The organism is Streptomyces tailanensis, assembly GCF_008386495.1.
Classification (GTDB): domain Bacteria; phylum Actinomycetota; class Actinomycetes; order Streptomycetales; family Streptomycetaceae; genus Streptomyces; species Streptomyces tailanensis.
On the sequence record NZ_VTHJ01000019.1, the window covers coordinates 70,503 to 90,510 of the forward strand.

The following is a 20,008-nucleotide window of genomic DNA, read 5'->3' on the forward strand; positions in this document are numbered from 1 at the left end:
AGAGAGTCGACCCCATGCGCAGTCCCGTCCTCCTCGTCATCGCCCACGGCAGCCGCGACCCGCGGCACGCCGCGACCGTGCACGCCCTCGTACGGCGGGTACGGGCGATGCGCCCCGGGCTGCGCGTGGAGACCGGCTTCCTGGACTTCAACATCCCGTCCGTACAGGGCGTACTGGAGAACCTGGCGGCGGAGGGCGTACGGGACGTAGTGGCCCTGCCCCTCCTCCTGACCCGGGCCTTCCACGCCAAGGCGGACATCCCGGCGGTCCTGCGGGACGCGCCACCGCAGCTGCGCATCCGCCAGGCGGAGGTCCTCGGCCCCTCCCCGCTGCTGCTCTCCGCCCTCGAACACCGTCTGTACGAGGCGGGGCTGAGCCCCGCCGACAAGTCCTCGACCGGGGTCGTACTGGCCTCGGCGGGGTCCACCGACCCGGAGGCGATCGCGGTGATCGCCGACATCGCGCGGGAGTGGTGGCACACCGGTTGGTGCGCCGTGCGACCCGCGTTCGCCTCCGCTTCCCTTCCGCGCACCGAGGACGCCGTACGGGAACTCCGCGCCCTCGGCTGCGAACAAGTCGCCGTCGCGCCGTACGTCCTTGCCCCGGGCTTCCTCCCGGACCGCATCGCCCGGGGCGCCGCCGAGGCGGACGTCCTCGGCGAGGTGCTGGGCCCGGCACCGGAGGTGGCGCGGGTACTGCTGCGACGGTACGACGAGGCGTCGGTTCCGGTGCGCGTGGTGGTGGGGGCCTGAAGCCGGGCCCTCAGTGCGCCGCGCGCTGTCGCGGGTCACGGCCGCTCGATGCCAGCGCCCGGTCGAACACCGGGGCGTCGGCCGGTACGGGTACCGGGTCGGAGAAGCCGTCGTACTGGCGGTAGAGGTCGGCGTGGGTTTCGACGACGTCGAGGACGAAGCGGGCGGCGTTCTCCGATACATGGAAATCCTGGCCGGTGGTGACGGCGACGTCCCAGCCGTGGACGGCCATCTCCTTGATGACCATGCCGGCGAGGTCGGCGGCCGGAAACGCGCCCATGCCCAGGTCGATCTCGCCTTCCCACGTCGCGGGGTCGGCCCACGCCGCGACCGCGTGGTCGAGTTGGGCGGCGTAGGCCTCGGCCCAGTCCGGGTCGGCGGTGAAGTCCCGTTTGGTCAGTTCCTCGGGGAGGGGCTTGCGTAGGGCTCGGTGTTCGAGGCCGTGCGAGGTGTAGAGGACCCAGTGGTTGACCAGGGCCCGGACGTCCCAGTCGCCGCAGTGGGTGGGGAGGGGGAGCTGGGCCGCCGTGACACCGCGGGCGACGCGGGCCGCCTCGGCGGCGCATTCGACCATGTACGGGTACGAGTCGTGGTTCTTCATGTGCCTCACGCTAGGGACGGCGCGCGCCGGGTTCTTGAACAAACGCGACGCCCTCGGGAGGCGCGCCTCAGCCGGCCTTTGTCAGCTCCGCCAGCTTCACCACCGTGTTCCAGTTGCGGGAGGTGGCGATCAGGCCCTTGGTCAGGCGCGGCTTGGCAAGGGTCTCCGCGAGCTTGGAACGGCCCAGGCCCTCGGGGGCGTAGAGGTAGAGGGCGCGGTCGCCCAGCTTGAACTCCTCGGGCAGGAAGGCCTGTTGGTCGATCGCGGAGAAGCGGTCGGGCGTCACGGCCTCCGAGAAGTACGTGACGTGCAGCTGCTTGCCCTCCAGCTCCGCCGCCGGAAACGGGCAGGCCTCGCGTACCGCTTCCAGGTAGGCGTGGTCGCGGACCAGGACGTCGACGGTGAAGCCGAAGCGCTTCTCGATGGCCGCCGTGATCTCCGCCGCGAGGGAGTCCTCGTCGCCGCGGTCGGCGGTGAAGACGGCGTTGCCGCTCTGGAGGTAGGTGGCCACCGCGTCGTATCCCAGGCCGTCCAGCAGAGCGCGGAGGTCGGCCATCGGGACCTTCTTGTTGCCGCCCACATTGATTCCGCGCAACAGCGCCGCGTACGTCGTCATACCGACATCATCCGATATCTGGCGAGTGGACGCGCCGCTGTGGCGGGTTGGGGAATCGCTTCTCTGGATCGCTCTGACCTTAGTGCACGCGTCTGCACTGTTGACCCGCACCGCCCCTTAGATCACTAGACCTGTCACGTGTGTATAGTGATCGTGTGGCCGTGACCAGGAAGGTTCGCCAGTTCTCCGGCGGTGTATACGACCTCGGGCTGCACGTGGTGTGGTGCCCGAAGTACCGCCGTCCGGTCCTCGATGGCCGGGTCGCGGTACGCCTGGAGGAGCTGATCCGACAGAAGGCCGACGAACGGGGGTGGAAGATCGTGGCGCTGGAAGTGATGCCCGACCACGTCCACCTGTCCGTGAAGCACGACCCGAAGTCGTCGGCCTCGTACGTGGCGAACCAGTTCAAGGGCTTCACCTCGCGCGCACTGCGGGAGGAGTTTCCGCACCTGAAGTCGCGGATGCCCACGCTGTGGTCGTCGTCGTACTTCGCCGCCTCGGTCGGTGCGGTCTCGGCCCAGGCGGTGCAGCGGTACATCGACACCCAGTGGGAACGCCCCCGGAAGAAGAGCCGGGAGGACGGCACATGATCCGCGCGCACAAGTTCCTCCTGCGCCCCACCGTCCGCCAAGAGCAGGCCCTGCGGGAAATACTGCGGGACCACTGCGCCCTGTACAACGGCGCCCTCCAGGAACGGCGGGACGCCTACCGGCACACCTCGAAGACAACCGTGCGGTACGGCGACCAGTCCGCCCAGCTCCGCGAGATCCGGGCGTTCGACCCCGAGCGGCAGGGCCGCTGGTCCTGCTCCAGCCAGCAGGCCACCCTGCGCCGCCTGGACAAGGCGTTCCAGGCGTTCTTCCGCCGTGCCAAGGCCGGGCAGACGCCCGGGTACCCGCGTTTCAAAGGTGTCGGGCACTTCGACACCGTCACCTTCCCCAGGGACGGCGACGGCTGCCGCTGGGACTCCACCCCGCAGGACCCCCACACCCGCGTCCGCCTCCAGGGCGTCGGGCACGTCCGGGTCCACCAGCACCGCACCGTGCGCGGCCAGATCAAGACGATCTCAGTGAAGCGAGAGGCCAGCCGCTGGTACGTGGTCCTGTCCTGCGACGAGGTCCCCACCCAGCCGCTGCCCGCCACGGGCGCGGTCGTCGGCATCGACATGGGCGTCACGCACTTCTTGACCACGTCGGACGGCAAGCACGTGCCCAACCCGCGGTTCCTCGAAGCGGCGGCCGAGGAACTCGCCGAAGCCCAGCGGCAGCTGGCGACGTTCCCCAAGCGAACCAAGCGACGCACCAAGGCGCACCGCGCCGCCGCCCGGAAGGTCGCCCAGATCCACGCGAAGATCCGGCGCCAGCGCCTGGACCACGCGCACAAGGCCGCGCTCACCCTCGTGCGCGACCACGACACGATCGCGCACGAGCGGCTGAACACTGCGGGCATGACCCGTAGCCCCAAGCCGAAACCCGACCCCGATCGGCAAAACGTCTTCCTCCCCAACCAGCGGGCCGCGAAGGCCGGGCTCAACCGCAGCATCCTCGACGCGGGTTGGGGGGTGTTCCTCGCGATCCTCGCCAACAAGGCTGAAAGCGCCGGTCGGACCGTCATCGCGGTGGACCCCCGCAACACCTCCCGCACCTGTCCGTCCTGCGGGCACGTCGCGAAGGAGAACCGCACCACCCAAGCGAAGTTCCAGTGCACCGCGTGTGGGATGACCGCCAACGCAGACCACGTCGGTGCCCTGAACGTCCTCGACAGGGCCGGGCTGGCCCTCTGCGACGCGGCCTAGCCACGACACAGGAAGCCCGCGCGTTCACGCGTGGGTGGAGTCACGAAGGCGAGTTCGCGTTCATTCTCGGCGCGGCGGGCCGCCCGCAGCCGGGCCTTGATCTGCTTGCGCATGGTGTGGCGGACCTTGAAGGTCTCCAGGGAGTTGATGTGGCGGAGCACCCCCTGCTGTTAAGGGCCGTTACCGAAGTTCCGCCTCAATGAGGTCGGCGGCCTGTCGGGTGCCGCCCTCCCCCGCCATCTCCCGCTGTACCTCCCCCAGCCGGCGGGCCACTTCGGGATCGTCGACGAGGGCGAGAACCGCCTCGCGCAGGGTCTCGGCCGTCGCCTCCTCCATGGGCAGATGACGGGCGACGCCGAGCGCCTGGAGCATGTCGGCGTTGCCGAACTGGTCGACGGCCTGCGGTACGGCGACCATGGGCGTGGCGGTGGCGAGTCCTTCCTGGCTGCCTCCAGCGCCCGCGTGGGTGATGAACGCGTCGGCCTGCTTGAGGATGGCGAGCTGCGGCACCCAGTCCCGCACCTCCACATTGGCCGGGATCTCGCCCAGCTCCGCCGGGGCGACGTGCCTGCCGACCTGGAGCACCATGTGCCAGCCCGGCAGATCACCGAAGGCCTTCAGACACGCGCGGTAGAAGTCGGGCTGCTTGGTGAAGGACGATCCGAGCGAGACGACGAGGACCTTCTCCGCGTCCGCCGGTCGCTGCCAGTCACCCTGCGCCGCACGGTCGCCCTGACAGGCGCCGACGAAGGTGTGGCGGCTTTCGTCGACCCGGTCGGCGTTCGGCTGGAGCGCCTTCGGGATCAGGACGAGGGAACGGGCGGGCCGGCCGACGAACGGGTCGGGGTGCTCGGTGATCCCGTTCTCCTCCAGCCATGCCTGGAACCGGGCGTAGTACGCCTTGCCGCGTTCCGTCTTCTTCGGCTCGGCCCACATGGGCTCGGCGACCTCTTCCTCATAGCCGTTCCAGGCGACCAGGTTCGGGGAGAGCGAGATGGCCTTGACGCCCCAGCGGCGGGCGAGGACGGGCGCCGGGTAGGCGGTGATGTCGTGCAGCACGAGGTCGGGTTCGTCGCCCTCGTACGCCTCGACGAGCTGCGGCAGGGCCTGGATCGCATCGTTCAGGAAGGGCTCCACGTTGTCGAGGAGCGTGCTCCCCCATGCCTCGGGATCGGCGTCGGAGCCGGGCAATGTCGAGCGCCAGAGCTTCGGCTCGGCACCGGTCTCGGCCACCTTCTCGGCGAAGGCCGGCGGAATCGCGTACGTGACGCGGTGCCCGCGGGCGACCAGTTCCCGGATCACTTCGAGGCTCGGGTTCACGTGGCCGTGGGCGGCGATGGAGAACATGGCGATGTGGGAGGTCATGACGGCGAACTTACGCGAGACGAGACGTCTCGTGCAACCCATTTACCGCCCCCATGAACACCGGATGCCGTATAAACGTTCGGGCGCGGTCGGGTGACAGGCGAGCCGGATGACAGACGGGGGGACGATGAGCGGGGACGTGGATCAGGACGCGGTGCTGCGGGCCAGGAACGTGCTGCTGAGCTCCGGCAGACCAACACCGCGGGAGGCGGTCGAGGCGTACCGGGTGCTGGCCCGGGTGAGTCCGGCGACCTATCTGCCCCGGTTGTCGCGGGCTCTGGTAGATCTCGGCTACGGCGACGTGTTCGACGAACTGCCGCAGGCGCGGCTCGCGTTGTTCGAGGAGGCGGCGGAGGCCGCTTACGCGCTGGACGGGTCCGATCCGATGCGTACGGAGGTGCTGCTCAAGGCACTGGAGCCCCTCCAGCACCACCTGTTCGTACTCGGTCGACGTGCTGAGGGGCTGGCGCTGCGCGAGGAGATGGCGGGGCTCGCTCGTCGTGCGCTGGACACCGATCCGGATGCTCCGGTGGGGGACGCCCTGGAACTGTGGGCGCGGGCCCTGGCCGAGGAGGGCCGGCACCGTGAGGCCGCCGAGCTGCACGAGGAGATCGTCCGCCATGCCCGGCCGTACGGGTCGCGGAGCGGAGGCGCCGCCTGGGCCGTGCTCGAATGGATGGCCGAGGCGGAGGCGGCCGGGATGCGGGACATGGCCGAGGCCGCCGCGCGAGAGCTGGTCGAGATGGAGCAGAGCGAATTCTCCGCCCGGGGGACAACCCGGTCCCTGTTGTTCTTCGCCCTGCTCCGGCTCGCGGAACTGCTGGACGGGTACGGGGAGTTCGAGGCCGCCTCGGCCGCGTACGACGAGGTCGGGGAGCTGCTGGCGGGGTTCGCCGCGAGCGGTGACCTCAGCCCCGGTGCCTATCTGTACCCGTACTGGGCGGTCCTGTTCGGGCTGTCCGGCCGTGCCCCCGAACTGCCGGCGCCTGGCCGTTGCGCCCCGGCTTTCGGCGCGGAGATCGGGAAGACGACGCCCGATGTCCGGGAGCGCTACTTCGCCGAACTGCCCGCGCTGCGCGCCGCCGTGGACGCGCCGGCTCTGGACGCGGATCTCGCCGAGCGCGTCCTGGCGCACCGCCGGCTGACGGTCCGGTCCGCACTGCACGCCGTGCACCGGCGCGGCTATCTCTTCCTGGAGCCCGTGCTGCCGCTGTTCGAGGAGGGTGTGGCGCTGGCCCGCAGGCTGTACGCCGCGGATGCGGCGGCCGGCAGCGCACAGCTCGCCCGAGCGCTGTTCGACCGGGCGAGCGCTCTGGCAGCGGGTCAGCGGTTCGCCGAGGCACACCCCGACTTCCAGGAGGCTCTGGCCCTGCGTGCCGCTCAGCGCTGATACCGGGCCAGCACCAGATTCCCGTCCTCCTCCAGCCGTTCGCGCAGTTCGTCGAGGTCGATGGCGCCGCTGTAGTACTCCTGGTAGGCGGGGGTCGCCACCTTGTCCTTCCACTCCGGGTAGCCGCGTATGGACTGGGCGGGGGCGGAGCGGAGGTGTTCGGCGAGAGCCGTGCCGGTCGCCCAGTCGTGCTCGGTGGTGCGCAGGGCGGGGTCCTTGAGGGCCTCGGTGCCGGTGGGGAGCATCCAGTCGCCGAGGGCGAGGCGGACCATGTTCTCGGGGCGGAGGAGGAAGTCGACGAACTGGGCGGCCTCCTCCTTGTGCGGGCTGTCCTCGGCGATGGAGAGGGTCTGCGGGCTGACGCCCTGGGCGAGACCGTCGGCGCCTGCCGGGGCGGGCAGCACCTGCCAGTCGAAGCCCTTGGGTGCCTGCTGGACGATCTGCTGGCGGTACGAGAAGCCGAGCGGGACCATCGCGTACTTGCCGCCGAAGAAGCCGGGCAGGGTGTCGGAGCCGCTCATGCCGAGCGTGGTACTCGACGCGCTCTCGTCGGTGTTCACCTCGTCGTGCACCGTCTTCGGTACGACCGCGTCGGCGGCCTCGAAACGGACCTCGACCTTGCCGTCCGCGTCCCGCTGGAACAGCTGCCCGCCCGCCGACAGCGACAGGTTGAGCGTCGCCGACACCGGTTCCTTCAGCGGCCAGGCGACGCCGTACTTGCCGTCGCCGCTCAACTCCTCGGCCACCTCCCGGAACTCCTCCCACGTCCACGGGTCGTCGGGGGTCGGGATGCGCACGCCCGACTCGCGGAGCCACGTGGCGTTGGCGATCAGGACCCGTGGCTCTTGGAGGAAAGGCACCCCGTAGATGCCGTCCCCGAAGGTCGTCGTCTCCCAACTGTGCTGCGGGATGTCCGACTTGAGCCGCTCGGGCAGCAGCTCGCGCAGATCGGCGAGGTAGCCGCCGTACGCGAAGTCCGCGAGGTCGTCGGAGGCGTCGTGGATGATGTCCGGCGCCTCACCGCCCTCGAAGGAGGTGAGCAGTTGGTCGTGGACGCTGTCCCACGTCCCCTGGACGTACTCGACCTTGACGTCCGGGTGGGTGGCGTTCCACTCCGCGACCAGGTCCTTGTTGGCCTCGACGGACTCCTCCTGCCAGGCGAGGGACTGGAAGCGGAGGGTGACGCGGCCGTCGTCGGAGCCGTCGCCGTCGCCGGTGCAGCCGGTGGCGAGGAGGCACAGCAGCAGGGCCGCGATCAGCCATCGTGTGCGCATCAGCTTTTCACCGCCCCGGCGAGCATGCCGCCCGTGATCCGTTTCTGGATGATCGCGAAGACGACCAGCGAGGGCAGCGTCGCGAGGAACGCCGCCGCGGCCAGCGGGCCGAGGTCGGCCACGCCTTCCGCGCCGATGAAGTGGGTGAGGACGACTGGCAGGGTCTGTTTCTCCGGTGTCTTGAGCAGCACGAGCGCGAAGAAGAACTCGTTCCACGCGGTGATGAACGCGAACAGCGCCGTCGCCACGATGCCCGGCGCCAGCAGCGGTGCCGTCACCGACACCAGCGTCCGCACCTTCCCGGCCCCGTCGACCGCCGCCGCCTCCTCCAACTCGGCGGGCACGGCCCGTACGTATCCGACGAGCATCCACAGCGCGAACGGCAGCGCCCACACGACGTACACCATGATCAAGCCGGGCACGGAGTTGATGAGCCGCAGATTCTTCAGCACCAGGAACAGCGGGATGATCACCAGCACGAACGGGAACGCCTGGCTGACCACGACCCATCCGGTCGCCATCCGCGACAGCGTCGTACGGTGCCGGGCCATGACGTACGCCATCGGGGTCGCGATCAGTACGGCGACCACGGCCGCGCCGAGCGCCGCGACGAGGGAGTTGAGCGCGGCGTCCAGCAGGGGCTGCTCGTCGAAGGCCTGCCGGAAGTTGGCGAGGGTCGGGTTCTGCGGGATCCAGGTGGGGTGCAGACTGCCCAGCTCGCGGGCCGGTTTGAAGGCGGTGGAGATCAGCCAGAGGAAGGGGAAGGCGAGGAAGACGAGATACGCGAGGAGTGCCACGTACTGGCCCAGCCTGACTGTCCTGCTGGTCCTCATCCGTCATCACCCCGCCTCAGCCGGCCGACCAGATGGAACGCGAGGATGATCGAGATCACCGCGACCATCACACAGCCCATCGCCGCCGCGTATCCGAACTGCCCGTAGCGGAAGGCCTCCTCGTACGCGAAGAGCATCGGCAGGCGGGTGCGGCCGCCCGGGCCACCGCTGGTCAGGACGTACACCAGGGCGAAGGAGTTGAAGTTCCAGATTAAGTTGAGGGCGGTGATCGCGAGGGCGATGGGTCTGATGGCGGGCCAGGTGACCGTGCGGAAGCGCCGCCAGGCGCCCGCGCCGTCCATCGCGGCGGCCTCGTGCAGTTCGCGCGGCGTGTTCTGCAGACCGGCGAGCAGGGCGACCGTGGTCTGGGGCATGCCCGCCCAGACGCCGACCACTATGACGGCGGGCAGGGCGGTCGCCAGCCCGCTCAGCCAGTCGCGGCCGTCGCCGAGGCCGATGTCTCGGATGGTCTCGTTGAGGATGCCCGCGTCGGGGTTGTAGACCAGCCGCCACATGATGCCGACGACCACCTCGGGCATGGCCCACGGAACGATGGCGAGGGCCCGGGCCAGCCAGCGCAGCCGTAACTTCTGGTTGAGAAGCAGGGCGAGGCCGAGCGCGAGCAGGAACTGCGGCACGGTCACCCCGACCGCCCACAGCAGGCCGATCCGGAAGGACTCCCAGAACAGGGTGTCGTGCAGCAGGTCCCGGAAGTTGAGGGTGCCGATCCACTGGGTGGGTTCGGTCCGGCCCGACTGGGCGTCGGTGAACGCCAGGGCGATCCCGTAGAGCAACGGGCCCACGCTCAGGACCAGGATCGGGAGCAGGGCGGGCAGCACCAGGAACCATGCGCCGTGGTCGAGGAGGCGCCGCCGGGGCGTCGCGGTCGCCAATGTCATGCAATCCGCTCCTTCGGCAGGCGGCCCCCGTCATGGTGCTGAGGGCGTGAGGGGGCGTCAAGGCACCGCGCACATCGTCCGACCTGTGCGAATGCGAGACTGGCCGACGTATGGCGTGAACCTGACGCCCCGGTGAGGGGTGTCGGTCGTACGGACTCGGAGGCGAAGGATGGACGAGGCGCGGGCGCGGAACGTTCTGGTCGCGGCCGATGTGCTGCCCGGTGCGGCCGGGGGCGCGCGGCTGCTCGCCCTGGGTGAGAACGCGGTGTTCGCCGCCGGTGACCTGGTCGTCAAGGTGGGCCGCGACGCCGAGCTCCTCGACCGGGCCCGCAGTGAACTGCGCATCGCGGTCTGGCTCGCCGAGGCAGGTGTCCCGGCGGTACGGGCCGCCGAGTCGGAAGCACTGCTCGTCGAGGGGCACCCGGTGACGGTGTGGCACCGCCTGCCCGACTCCGTACGCCCCGCCGGCCCCCGCGATTTGGCCGAACTCCTTCGGCTGGTCCACGCTCTCCCCACCCCTCCCTTCACCCTGCCCCACCGTGAACTGCTGGGCGGTGTGGAGCGCTGGCTGCGCCTCGCCGGCGACGCGATCGACCCGGCGGACGCGGCCTACCTCCGCGAACGCCGCGACGGCTTCGCGGCGGCCGCGGCCGCCCTCGTCCCGCAGCTGCCGCCGGGGCCCATTCACGGCGACGCGCTGCCCCGCAATGTGCATGTCGGACCCGACGGCCCGGTGCTGGTCGACCTGGAGACCTTCTCGGGCGACCTGCGGGAACACGACCTCGTCGTCATGGCGCTCTCCCACGACCGCTACGGGCTTCCGGCCGAGGAGTACGACATCTTCACCGCCACGTACGGCTGGGACGTCCGCGCCTGGGAGGGCTGCTCCGTCCTGCGGGGTGCCCGTGAGACGGCCAGCTGCGCATGGGTCGCCCAGCACGCGCCGAGCAACCCCAAGGCGCTGGCCGAGTTCGAACGCCGTGTCGCCTCGCTGCGCGACGGGGACGAGAGGGTCCGCTGGTATCCGTTCTGAGCGGGGCCCGGCTCAAGCGGCCTGGAGTATGAGCACCACTTCATCGATCTCGGTGTCGCGGGCCAGGGCGAAGCCCCGGTCCTGGCCGGTGATGACGAAGCCACACTTCCGCAGGACGCGGATCGAGCCGGTGTTGTCAGCGGCCGCGTGGGCATGCAGTGGGCGGGTGGGCACGAGGTCGATCAGTGCGGTGAGGGCGGCCGTGGCGATGCCTCTGCCCCAGTGGACGCGGTCTATCCAGTACGTGACCTCGCGTTCGTCCGGCGGGCCGAAGACCGCGGCGTGGCCGACGACCTCGCCGTCGGCGACCACCGTGCGCGTCAGTACCTCGGGGTTGCCGCGGATCCCCGCCCAGTGGCTGTCGAAGAGGCCCCGGTCGTAGTGGTACTCACCGGTGAAAGCGGCGACCCGCTGCGCCTCGGGATCGGACGAGTGCCTCCAGAAGAACGGCAGGTCGCTGTCGCGCACTTCGCGGAGGGAGATCTCGGTGGTCGTCATACCGGTTCGTCCTCCAACTCGCGCAGCGGCCAGGTCGCGTCCACGACCGCGTCCGGGTTGCCCTTGCGGCGGAGGAAGGCCTGGAAGTCGGCGGCCCATTCGGCGTACCAGTCGATCTGGCGGCGGTGCAGCTCGGCGGGGCCCAGGGCGGCGACCTTCGGATGGCGCTCGGCTATCGCTCGGGCCAGCCGCGCGGCCGCCAACGCGTCGGCCGAGGCGTTGTGAGCGGCGTCCAGAGAGACGCCGTACTCGGCGCAGACCGCTTCGAGGTTGCGTTTGCCGCGGCGGTAGCGGTCGACGGAGCGGTCGATCGTGTACGGGTCGATGACCGGGGCCGGGGCGAGGCCGCCGAGGCGGTCGCTCAGGGACGGCAGACCGTGCCGGCGCAGCTCCGCGGAGAGCAGGGTGAGGTCGAAGGCCGCGTTGTACGCCACCACCGGGACACCTGTCTTCCAGTGGGAGACGAGGACGTTCGCGATCGCGTCGGCGACCTGGTCGGCCGGTCTGCCCTCGGCCGCCGCGCGGGCGTTGGTGATGCCGTGGACCGCGACGGCCTCGGCCGGGATCTCCATGCCCGGGTCGGCGAGCCATTCCCGGTGTCCGACCGGCTCCCCGTCCTTGACCTCGATCACCGCCCCGGTGACGATGCGCGCCTCGCGCGGATCCGTCCCGGTCGTCTCCAGGTCGAAGCCGATCAGCAGCTGCCGGTGCCAACCCATGCTGGCCCCCCTTCTTGGTGGTGCTTTCCCCCAGTGACCACCACCCTCCCATGCCCCACTGACAATCAGAGGAGCGCATTCCGCTTAGCCGCCCCACAACCGGGCTCGGCCCAGGTCACCACACCCCTCACGACACCGGCCTCGAGTCCGCCCACGCCACCTCGAACTCCTCACGGTACGTATCGAAAAGCCCGACTTCGCCGTTCTCGTCCGCCTTGAGTACCCGGTGGCCGCCGCGCAGCACCAGTACCGGCGCCTCCATGCCCCGCGTCCGCCGCAGATAGGTCTGGACGACCGCGACTCCGTCCGAGCCGTCGCCGTCCACCAAGTACGCGGTGAAACGAGGGGTCTCGTCGAAGACCTGGATCTCGAAGGCGCCGGGGTCGCGCAGCCGGGAGCGGACCCGGCGCATGTGCAGGATGTTCATCTCGACGGCACGGCTCAACTCGCCCCGCTTTATGCCGAGTTCCCGTTCGCGTCGCTTCACCGCGCTGGACGCGGGGTTGAGGAAGAGCAGCCGTACCCGGCAGCCGGACTCCGCGAGGCGAACCAGCCGTCGCCCGGAGAAGTTCTGCACCAGCAGGTTCAGCCCTATGCCGATGGCGTCGAGGCGGCGGGCGCCGCCGAAGAGGTCCTCGGCGGGGAACTGCCGCAGCAGCCGGACCCGGTCGGGGTGGACGCCGACGACGTCCGCGTACCGGTCCCCCACCAGGTCCTCGACCGCGTCGACGGGCAGCCGGCGCGCGGAGGGGACGTCGCTGCCCGCGCCAAGAATCTCCAGCAGCTTCGCCGAGGCCCGCTCGGCCTGGGCGAGGACGGCCTCGGACAGGGCCCGGTTGCGGGAGACGACGTTCCGGGTGACCTCCAGCTCGTCCAGCGCCAGCTCCACGTCGCGCCGCTCGTCGACGTACGGCTCGAAGCACGGCCAGTGCTGCACCATCAGCTCGCGCAGCTGGGGCAGGGTGAGGAAGCTGAGGACGTTGTCGTCGGCCGGGTCGAGGAGATAGCCCTTGCGGCGGCTGACCTCGCGTACCGCGACCGCGCGCTGCACCCACTCCTGTCCGGCGGGACCGGCGGCGGCGACCACCCAGTCGTCGCCGTGGACGGGCTCGTAGATGGGCCGCAGCACGGCGGCCACCACCGCGCGCAGCCGCTGCTCCACCAGGTTCAGCCATATATAGGCGCGGCCGGCCCGCTGGGCGCGCGTACGCACCTCGAGCCAGGCGTCGGCGTTCCAGTCCAGTTCCGGACCGATGGAACCCATCTCCATCGGCCGTGCCAGGGACACCGCGCCGGGTGGGACATCTGTGGAGTTCCCCTCGTGACCCGTATCGCCCGCGTCACCAGGAGGCAACTCCAGCCCTCCCGAGCCCACCCACGCACCGCCTTCCGCTCCCCCGAGGTCACCCCTACTCAACGATCAAGGAAGGGTACTCCGCGAGCGGCCGACGGTGCAGCCCGATGGACAGGTCGTTTCCCAACTACCGCACGTGTCCCGGCTGTTCCGGTTTGCCACCGCGTCGGGGGTGAGCCGGTTCATGGCCCTGGGCAGAAGGGAGTGGTGGTTCCATCACTTTCGGGGGAGACTCCCCGCGAAGTGGGCCCCGGCGGCGCGCGACAACTGGAAGAGTCGTATCCATGCAGGTCTGGCCTGGACAGGCGTATCCACTCGGTGCCACGTACGACGGCGCCGGCACGAACTTCGCGGTCTTCTCGGAGGCCGCGGACCGAGTCGAGCTGTGTCTGCTGCACGACGACGGCTCCGAGACGGCGGTGGAACTGCGCGAGACGGACGCGTTCGTACGGCACGCGTATCTGCCCGGTGTGATGCCCGGGCAGCGGTACGGCTTCCGCGCGCACGGCCCGTACGCGCCGGAGCGGGGGCAGCGCTGCAACTCCGCGAAGCTACTCCTCGACCCGTACGCGCGTGCGATCAGCGGCTCCGTGAAGTGGGGCGAGGAGGTGTACGGCTATCACTTCGGGGCGCCCGACAAGCGCAACGACCTGGACTCGGCGCCGCACATGATGACCTCGGTCGTGGTCAACCCGTACTTCGACTGGGGCGACGACCGGCGGCCGCGCACCGAGTACCACCACACCGTCATCTACGAGGGCCACGTCAAGGGCCTCACCATGCGGCACCCGGGGCTCCCCGAGGAGTTGCGCGGCACGTACGCGGCGCTCGCCCACCCCGCGATCATCGAGCACCTGACCGAACTGGGCGTCACGGCGCTGGAGCTGATGCCGGTTCACCAGTTCGTGAACGACCACCGTCTGGTCGACATGGGCCTCAGCAACTACTGGGGCTACAACACGATCGGTTTCTTCGCCCCGCACAACGCGTACGCCTCCTGGGGCGACCGCGGGCAGCAGGTGCTGGAGTTCAAGTCGGCGGTACGGGCGCTGCACGAGGCCGGGATCGAGGTCATCCTCGACGTGGTCTACAACCACACCGCCGAGGGCAACCATCTGGGGCCGACGCTGTCGTTCAAGGGCATCGACAACGCGTCGTACTACCGGCTCACGAACGACCCCCGCTACTACATGGACACGACCGGGACCGGGAACTCGCTGCTCATGCGGTCCCCGCACGTCCTGCAACTGATCATGGACTCATTGCGGTACTGGGTGACCGAGATGCACGTCGACGGCTTCCGCTTCGACCTCGCCGCCACCCTCGCCCGGCAGTTCCACGAGGTGGACCGGCTGTCGTCGTTCTTCGACCTGGTGCAGCAGGACCCGGTGGTCTCCCAGGTGAAGCTGATCGCCGAGCCCTGGGACGTCGGCGAGGGCGGCTACCAGGTGGGCAATTTCCCGCCGCTGTGGACGGAGTGGAACGGCAAGTACCGCGACACCGTACGAGACCTGTGGCGGGGCGAGCCGCGCACGCTCGCGGAGTTCGCGTCCCGGCTGACCGGCTCCTCCGACCTCTACCAGGACGACGGGCGGCGCCCGCTCGCCTCCATCAACTTCGTGACCTGCCACGACGGTTTCACCATGCGGGACCTCGTCTCCTACAACGGCAAGCACAACCACGCGAACGGGGAGGACAACCGGGACGGCGAGAGCCACAACCGGTCCTGGAACTGTGGGGCCGAGGGGGAGACCGACGACCCCGATGTGCTGGCGTTGCGGGTCCGGCAGATGCGGAACTTCATCGCCACGCTGATGCTGTCGCAGGGCGTGCCGATGCTCAGCCATGGGGACGAGTTCGCGCGGACGCAGGGCGGCAACAACAACGCGTACTGCCAGGACAACGAGGTGTCCTGGGTTCCTTGGCCCGAGGACTCCGAGGACGACGACGGCGTATTCGGTGACCTGCTCGACTTCACGCGCGCGATGGTGTGGCTGCGGAAGGACCATCCCGTTTTTCGGCGACGGCGGTTCTTTCATGGGCGGCCGGTGGAGGGGACGCATGACGAGCTGTCCGACATCGCGTGGTTCACACCCGAGGGGCGAGAGATGATTCGGCAGGACTGGGACTCGGGGCAGGCGGGCGCGTTGAGTGTGTTTCTCAACGGGAACGCGATCTCCGAACCGGGGGCGCGGGGGGAGCGGATCGCGGATGACTCGTTCCTGTTGATGGTCAATGCGTCTGCGCTGCCGCTTGAGTTTGTGGTTCCGGTGAACCATGGGCGGCAGTGGCAGGTGGTGGTGGATACGGGGGCTGGGGATCCGGTGCCTGAGGATGGGCCGAAGGTGCAGGCTGGGGATCGGGTGACCTTGGTGGACAGGAGCATGGCGGTGTTGCAGCGGCCGGCGTGAGCGCGCTGTTCGCCGTAGGGGCGTCGGTACGTTGCTGGCTGCGGGTCGTTTGTGGCTGGTCGCGCCCACGCGGCGGAGCCGCAAATCGATACGGCCCCGCGCCCCTTTCGGGGCTGCGCCCCTCAAAAGCCAGTAGCGTCCTTGCGTGTCCAGGCGCTCCAACCGCCGTTCGGCGGGTACGTAGGTCTGCATGACGCCTGTCGTGCCTACCGCCACCTATCGGCTTCAGCTTCAGCCCTCCTTTCCCTTTGCCGCTGCCTCGGCTGCCGTGCCGTGCATCGCCTCGCTCGGGGTCTCGCACCTGCATCTCTCCCCCGTGTTGGAGGCCGTCCCCGGGTCGGCGCACGGGTACGACGTGGTCGATCACGGGCGGGTGCGGGGGGAACTCGGCGGTGAGGAGGGGCTGCGGGGGCTGGCCCGGACCGCGCGGGAGCACGGGCTTGGGCTCGTCGTGGACATCGTGCCGAATCACATGGCCATGGCCCCCCGGCACAACCGGGCCCTGTGGGAGGTGCTGCGCGAGGGGCCTGGGTCGGCGTACGCGCGGTGGTTCGACATCGACTGGGAGGCGGGCGGCGGGCGGGTGTTGTTGCCGGTGCTCGGGGGGCCGCTCGGTGGTGAGGCCGAGCAGTTCGTGGTCGATGGGCGGGAACTGCGGTATTACGAGCATGTGTTCCCGTTGCGGAAGGGGACCGAGAAGCTGCCGTTGCCGCAGTTGTTGGACGCGCAGTGGTATCGGCCGGTGTGGTGGCGGCTGGCGCGTACGGAGTTGAACTACCGGAGGTTCTTCAGCATCTCGGAGTTGATCGGGGTGCGGGTGGAGGAGCCGGAGGTGTTCGAGGCCACCCACGCGAAGATTCTGCGGCTGGTCGAGGAGGGGGTGATCGACGGGCTGCGGATCGATCATCCTGATGGGCTCGCCGATCCTGATGCGTATCTGCGGCGGTTGCATGAGGCCACGGGTGGGCGGTGGACGGTCGTCGAGAAGATCCTGGCGGAGGGTGAGGCGCTGCCGGCGGCGTGGCCGGTGGCGGGGACCACCGGGTACGACGCTTTGCGGCAGGTGGATGGGTTGTTCGTGGATCCGGCGGGAGCCGGGGAGCTGCTGGGACAGTATCGGCGGTTCACGGACGCGCAGGGCGACCGGGGCGGGCACTGGGAGTCGACGGTGCGGCGGGCCGCGTACCGGGTGCTGACGCATGAGCTGGCCACGGAGGTGGGCCGGCTCACCCGGGTGGCGCACCGGTTGTGCGAGCGCTCCCCCGAGCTCGCGTTGCGCGATCATGCGCCGTGGGCGCTGCGTACCGCGCTGTGCGAACTCCTCGTACGGATGGAGGTCTATCGGCCGTACGTCTCCCAGGACGCCTCCCTGGTCGTCACCGAGGAGGCGGCGGCCGAGGCGCGTACGGCGTTCGTGGTGTCCGAGGAGGCGCGGTCGGTGGATGTCGTACGCGATCTGCTGCTGGGGCGGTTCGGGGACGGGGACGGGCATGGGGAGTTCCGGGCGCGGTTCGCGCAGACGTCGTCGGCGTTGCGGGCCAAGTCGGTGGAGGACACGGCGTTCTACCGCTATGTGCCGCTGCTGAGCGCGAACGAGGTGGGCGGGAATCCGGGGAGTCCGGCGGTGTCGCCGGCGGACTTCCACGCGTACTGCGCGCGTGTGCAGCGGGACTGGCCGGTGACGGGGACGGTGTTGTCGACGCACGACACGAAGCGCAGCGCGGATGTGCGGGCGGCGATCGCGGTGCTCAGCGAGTGCCCGGGGCGGTGGGCGGACGTGCTGGCGGAGGTGACGCGGGACGGTGCGGGTGTGCCGGATCCGCAGGTGGCGTGGGCGGCGTGGCAGACGGCGTTCGGACTGGGGCCCGCGGCGGAGGAGCGGCTCCAGGGGGCGCTGCTGAAGCATGTGCGGGAGGCGGGGCTGCACACCTCGTGGACCGAGCAGAACCCGGCGTACGAGCGTGCGGTGGCCGACTTCGTCGGGCGGGGGCCGGCGGTGGACACGCGGGTGGCGGAGGGGCTTCGGGACGCCCTGGAGCCTCATGTGCGGGCGAATGTGCTGGGCGTGGCCTTGGTGCAGTTGACCATGCCCGGGGTCCCGGACGTCTACCAGGGGACGGAGGGTGAGTACCGGGCGCTGGTGGATCCGGACAATCGGCTGCCCTTCGCGCCCCGGGAGGACGACGAGGCGGAGTCGGAGAAGTTCCGGCTCACGGCGGGCGCGCTGCGGCTGCGTCGGCGGCGGCCCGAGGTCTTCGGGGACGCGGCGACGTATGCGCCGCTCGCGGTCGAGGGGGCGGCGGCCGGGCACTGTGTGGCGTTCGTGCGGTCGGGGGCGGTGGTCACGGCTGTCACGCGGTTGTCGCTGCGGCTCGCGGAGGCGGGGGGTTGGGGGGAGACGCGGTTGGTCCTGCCCGAGGGGCGATGGGTCGAAGTGCTCAGTGGGGAGCGGGAGTTCGCCGGTCGGGTGCGGGTCGCGGAGCTGTTCGACGGGCTGCCGGTGGCGTTGTTGGAGCGGGTCGACGCCGGGTAGGGGGTGTGGTGAAAGTCCCGTGCGGTGCCCGCGCCCGCCGCGGGGGGTCCCCCGCTCGAGCGGAGCCGAGAGTGGGGGAGGCTGATGTCACAGCCGGTGCGTGCCCTCGGCGTGCCGGACGAAGGCCCTCGATGGGGGGTCCCCCCGCTCGAGCGAAGCCGAGAGTGGGGGAGCGTGCCGGGCGCCGCGGGTGCTGTGCGGGACTTTCACCACACCCCCTGAGTAGGGTCGGGGACTGGCGCGGTGGCTGATGCTCCGTTTCCAGTCCCCGCCGCTTCAAACCGTACGTGCGGTTCTCCCTCATACGGCTTTCCGACATCGTTCACCGTCTGGCATGCGCTGCCGCCCTGCGTACGGTTCCGGTGAGTCGGTAGACCCCGAGCCGGGTGATCCACCCGTAGGTAAAACGGGTGGCCCAGTTCCGGCCCCGCAGTCCGTGTTTCCGGCTGGCGAGGATCGCCAGCCGTTCGTGGACATAGCCGTCGACCGCGTTGAACTTCCGCCCGGAGTTCCCGTTGCGGAAGTACGCACCCCAGCCCCGCAGCACGGGGTTGAGGTCGGCGACCACGGCGGCCACCGGCCGTTCGGTCTTGGAGCGTCCGGTGGCCGCGCGGACCTTGTCCCGCAGCACCCGCATCGCTCTGACCGAGGGCCAGCGCTGCAAGCAGAACTTGCCCCGCCATCTCCACGACTCGACTTTCCGATGGTGGAAACCGAGGAAATCGAAGCCTCGCCCGCCCCAACTGAGGCAGGTGATCCCGGACTTCTCGGGATGCAGACGCATCCCGAGCCGTTCCAGCACCCTCGCCGCCAACTCCCGGACCAGTTCAGCCCGTTGGCTGGTCGGCGACAGGACCACGAAGTCATCGCAGTACCTCACCAGCACTCCCAGCCGGCGGCCCTCGTCCTGCCACACCTCGTCGAGGACATGCAGGGCGATGTTCGCCAGCAGAGGTGAAATCGGTGAGCCCTGTGGGGCTCCCGCCCCGGTTGGAGAGGTCACCCCACACTCCAGAACTCCCATCCGCAGCCAGGCCCGGATCAGCTTCAGCATCGGCCGGTCCACCACACGCCGGGCCACCTGGGCCATCAGCGCGTCATGGTCGATCGTCCCGAAGCAGTCCCGGATATCGGCCTCGAACACCCACTCCCGCCGCTGGTTCGCCGCGACGCGCACGGCCTCGCACGCGTCGATCGCGGACCGCTTCGGCCGGAATCCGTAGCTCGCCTCGGTGAACTGCGCCTCGAAGACCGGTTCCATGACCAGTTTCGCGGCCGTCATCACCACCCGGTCCGCCACGGTGGGAATCGAAAGCGGCCGGAACTCCCCCGGCCGCCCCGGCTTGGGAATCTCAACCCGCCGCAGCACCGACGGACGATACGTATACGTCCGCAACTGCTCGGCCAGGTCCTGGAGGAACGCGTCCACCCCCGAGGCCGCCACCGCGTCGACGGTCATGCCGTCCACGCCGGGGGCTCCCCGGTTCGCACACACCTCGGCCCATGCCCGCCGAAGAACGTCCATGCGGTGGACATGGCAGTACAGGGCATGAAACCGGCGTTCGGGTTCCTGCTCGGCACAGCGGTAGAGCGTCCGCTGCAGGGCTCGGACCTTGTCCAGAGGACGGCCACCCGGTCCCGCGGCGCCTTCCTCCCGGCGGATGGAACTAGCCGAAACGGCACTCACCCGGGTCCCTCCCTGTTCACGAAACGCATCGATGAAGCAGGGGCCCTTCGCTCCCGGCGGGTTGTGTTGTCCCGCCGATCACCACTACTACGGCCCCCTCCGACTGCCTCTCGACAACCCGCCACTTCCCGGTTCTTCCGGTTATAGGCGGGCCACGCTTCCCGCACCGCACTTCGCGGGGCCGAGGAGGCCCTCTCCAGTTCCCAGGACAACCGTCCGACCATTCCACGCCCCTTACGCCGGGAGGT

The 20,008-nt window shown here is 70.0% G+C and carries 17 protein-coding genes and 1 pseudogene; 7 read left to right on the forward strand and 11 right to left on the reverse strand.

The genetic code is table 11. The features are described 5' to 3' along the window. Positions 1 to 14: 14 nt before the first annotated feature. A complete protein-coding gene (locus tag F3T56_RS17810) occupies positions 15 to 752 on the forward strand; it encodes a sirohydrochlorin chelatase (protein WP_149826156.1) in 738 nt (245 codons plus the stop codon). A gap of 10 nt (positions 753 to 762) precedes the next feature. Here F3T56_RS17810 and F3T56_RS17815 read toward each other — a convergent pair whose 3' ends face one another. Next, positions 763 to 1,353 (reverse strand): TIGR03086 family metal-binding protein, encoded by a 591-nt coding sequence (locus F3T56_RS17815; protein ID WP_149826157.1) that lies wholly within the window; start codon positions 1,351 to 1,353, stop codon positions 763 to 765. A 67-nt stretch (positions 1,354 to 1,420) separates the two neighbouring features. Continuing rightward, positions 1,421 to 1,969, reverse strand: coding sequence for a DUF1697 domain-containing protein (locus F3T56_RS17820; RefSeq protein WP_149826158.1), 549 nt, complete (start codon positions 1,967 to 1,969; stop codon positions 1,421 to 1,423). A gap of 155 nt (positions 1,970 to 2,124) precedes the next feature. On the opposite strand from F3T56_RS17820, the gene tnpA reads away from it, so the two are divergent. Together tnpA and F3T56_RS17830 are read left to right on the forward strand one after the other, a co-directional pair. Next, positions 2,125 to 2,559: an IS200/IS605 family transposase gene (tnpA, locus tag F3T56_RS17825; protein WP_425473584.1), complete on the forward strand. Its 435-nt coding sequence runs from the start codon at positions 2,125 to 2,127 to the stop codon at positions 2,557 to 2,559. Next, complete coding sequence (locus tag F3T56_RS17830; RefSeq protein WP_149826160.1) at positions 2,556 to 3,764, forward strand: RNA-guided endonuclease InsQ/TnpB family protein; 1,209 nt, start codon at positions 2,556 to 2,558, stop codon at positions 3,762 to 3,764. Before tnpA ends, F3T56_RS17830 begins: the two co-directional genes overlap by 4 nt. 23 nt (positions 3,765 to 3,787) lie before the next feature. On the opposite strand, the pseudogene F3T56_RS17835 reads toward F3T56_RS17830, so the two are convergent. Next, positions 3,788 to 3,922 (reverse strand): annotated as a pseudogene (locus F3T56_RS17835) (CDP-alcohol phosphatidyltransferase family protein); the annotation flags it as partial. A gap of 22 nt (positions 3,923 to 3,944) precedes the next feature. Beyond that, the gene (gene mgt / locus F3T56_RS17840; RefSeq protein ID WP_425473585.1) at positions 3,945 to 5,171 is read right to left on the reverse strand and encodes a macrolide-inactivating glycosyltransferase; all 1,227 of its coding nucleotides are present in this window, start codon (positions 5,169 to 5,171) and stop codon (positions 3,945 to 3,947) included. Between the two features lie 85 nt (positions 5,172 to 5,256). Between mgt and F3T56_RS17845 the strand changes: the two genes are divergently transcribed. Next, positions 5,257 to 6,519 (forward strand): hypothetical protein, encoded by a 1,263-nt coding sequence (locus tag F3T56_RS17845; protein ID WP_149826162.1) that lies wholly within the window; start codon positions 5,257 to 5,259, stop codon positions 6,517 to 6,519. On the opposite strand, the gene F3T56_RS17850 is transcribed toward F3T56_RS17845, so the two are convergent. From F3T56_RS17850 to F3T56_RS17860, 3 genes are read right to left on the reverse strand one after another with little or no spacing between them, the layout of a single operon-like run. After that, positions 6,510 to 7,793, reverse strand: coding sequence for an ABC transporter substrate-binding protein (locus F3T56_RS17850; protein WP_149826163.1), 1,284 nt, complete (start codon positions 7,791 to 7,793; stop codon positions 6,510 to 6,512). The genes F3T56_RS17845 and F3T56_RS17850 overlap by 10 nt on opposite strands. After that, positions 7,793 to 8,626, reverse strand: a complete 834-nt coding sequence (locus F3T56_RS17855) for a carbohydrate ABC transporter permease (protein WP_149826164.1) — start codon at positions 8,624 to 8,626, stop codon at positions 7,793 to 7,795. The genes F3T56_RS17850 and F3T56_RS17855 overlap by 1 nt, the downstream gene beginning before the upstream one ends. Continuing rightward, positions 8,623 to 9,525: a carbohydrate ABC transporter permease gene (locus tag F3T56_RS17860; RefSeq protein ID WP_149826165.1), complete on the reverse strand. Its 903-nt coding sequence runs from the start codon at positions 9,523 to 9,525 to the stop codon at positions 8,623 to 8,625. Before F3T56_RS17860 ends, F3T56_RS17855 begins: the two co-directional genes overlap by 4 nt. 169 nt (positions 9,526 to 9,694) lie before the next feature. Between F3T56_RS17860 and F3T56_RS17865 the strand changes: the two genes are divergently transcribed. After that, positions 9,695 to 10,558: a phosphotransferase enzyme family protein gene (locus tag F3T56_RS17865; RefSeq protein ID WP_149826166.1), complete on the forward strand. Its 864-nt coding sequence runs from the start codon at positions 9,695 to 9,697 to the stop codon at positions 10,556 to 10,558. Positions 10,559 to 10,570: 12 nt separating this feature from the next. Here F3T56_RS17865 and F3T56_RS17870 read toward each other — a convergent pair whose 3' ends face one another. From F3T56_RS17870 to F3T56_RS17880, 3 genes are all read right to left on the reverse strand, one after another. Then, the gene (locus F3T56_RS17870; RefSeq protein WP_149826167.1) at positions 10,571 to 11,056 is read right to left on the reverse strand and encodes a GNAT family N-acetyltransferase; all 486 of its coding nucleotides are present in this window, start codon (positions 11,054 to 11,056) and stop codon (positions 10,571 to 10,573) included. After that, entirely contained in the window at positions 11,053 to 11,775 is a 723-nt protein-coding gene (locus F3T56_RS17875) for a 3'-5' exonuclease (RefSeq protein ID WP_149826168.1), read from the reverse strand. The genes F3T56_RS17870 and F3T56_RS17875 overlap by 4 nt, the downstream gene beginning before the upstream one ends. 127 nt (positions 11,776 to 11,902) lie before the next feature. Next, positions 11,903 to 13,150 (reverse strand): SAV2148 family HEPN domain-containing protein, encoded by a 1,248-nt coding sequence (locus F3T56_RS17880; RefSeq protein WP_149826169.1) that lies wholly within the window; start codon positions 13,148 to 13,150, stop codon positions 11,903 to 11,905. A 263-nt stretch (positions 13,151 to 13,413) separates the two neighbouring features. Here F3T56_RS17880 and glgX point away from each other — a divergent pair, with 263 nt between their 5' ends. Then, complete coding sequence (gene glgX, locus F3T56_RS17885; protein WP_149826170.1) at positions 13,414 to 15,540, forward strand: glycogen debranching protein GlgX; 2,127 nt, start codon at positions 13,414 to 13,416, stop codon at positions 15,538 to 15,540. 190 nt (positions 15,541 to 15,730) lie between these two features. Further along, positions 15,731 to 18,073, forward strand: coding sequence for a malto-oligosyltrehalose synthase (gene treY / locus F3T56_RS17890; protein ID WP_149826171.1), 2,343 nt, complete (start codon positions 15,731 to 15,733; stop codon positions 18,071 to 18,073). Positions 18,074 to 18,395: 322 nt separating this feature from the next. Here treY and ltrA read toward each other — a convergent pair whose 3' ends face one another. Continuing rightward, positions 18,396 to 19,760: a group II intron reverse transcriptase/maturase gene (gene ltrA / locus F3T56_RS17895; protein ID WP_149826172.1), complete on the reverse strand. Its 1,365-nt coding sequence runs from the start codon at positions 19,758 to 19,760 to the stop codon at positions 18,396 to 18,398. Between the last annotated feature and the right edge of the window lie 248 nt (positions 19,761 to 20,008).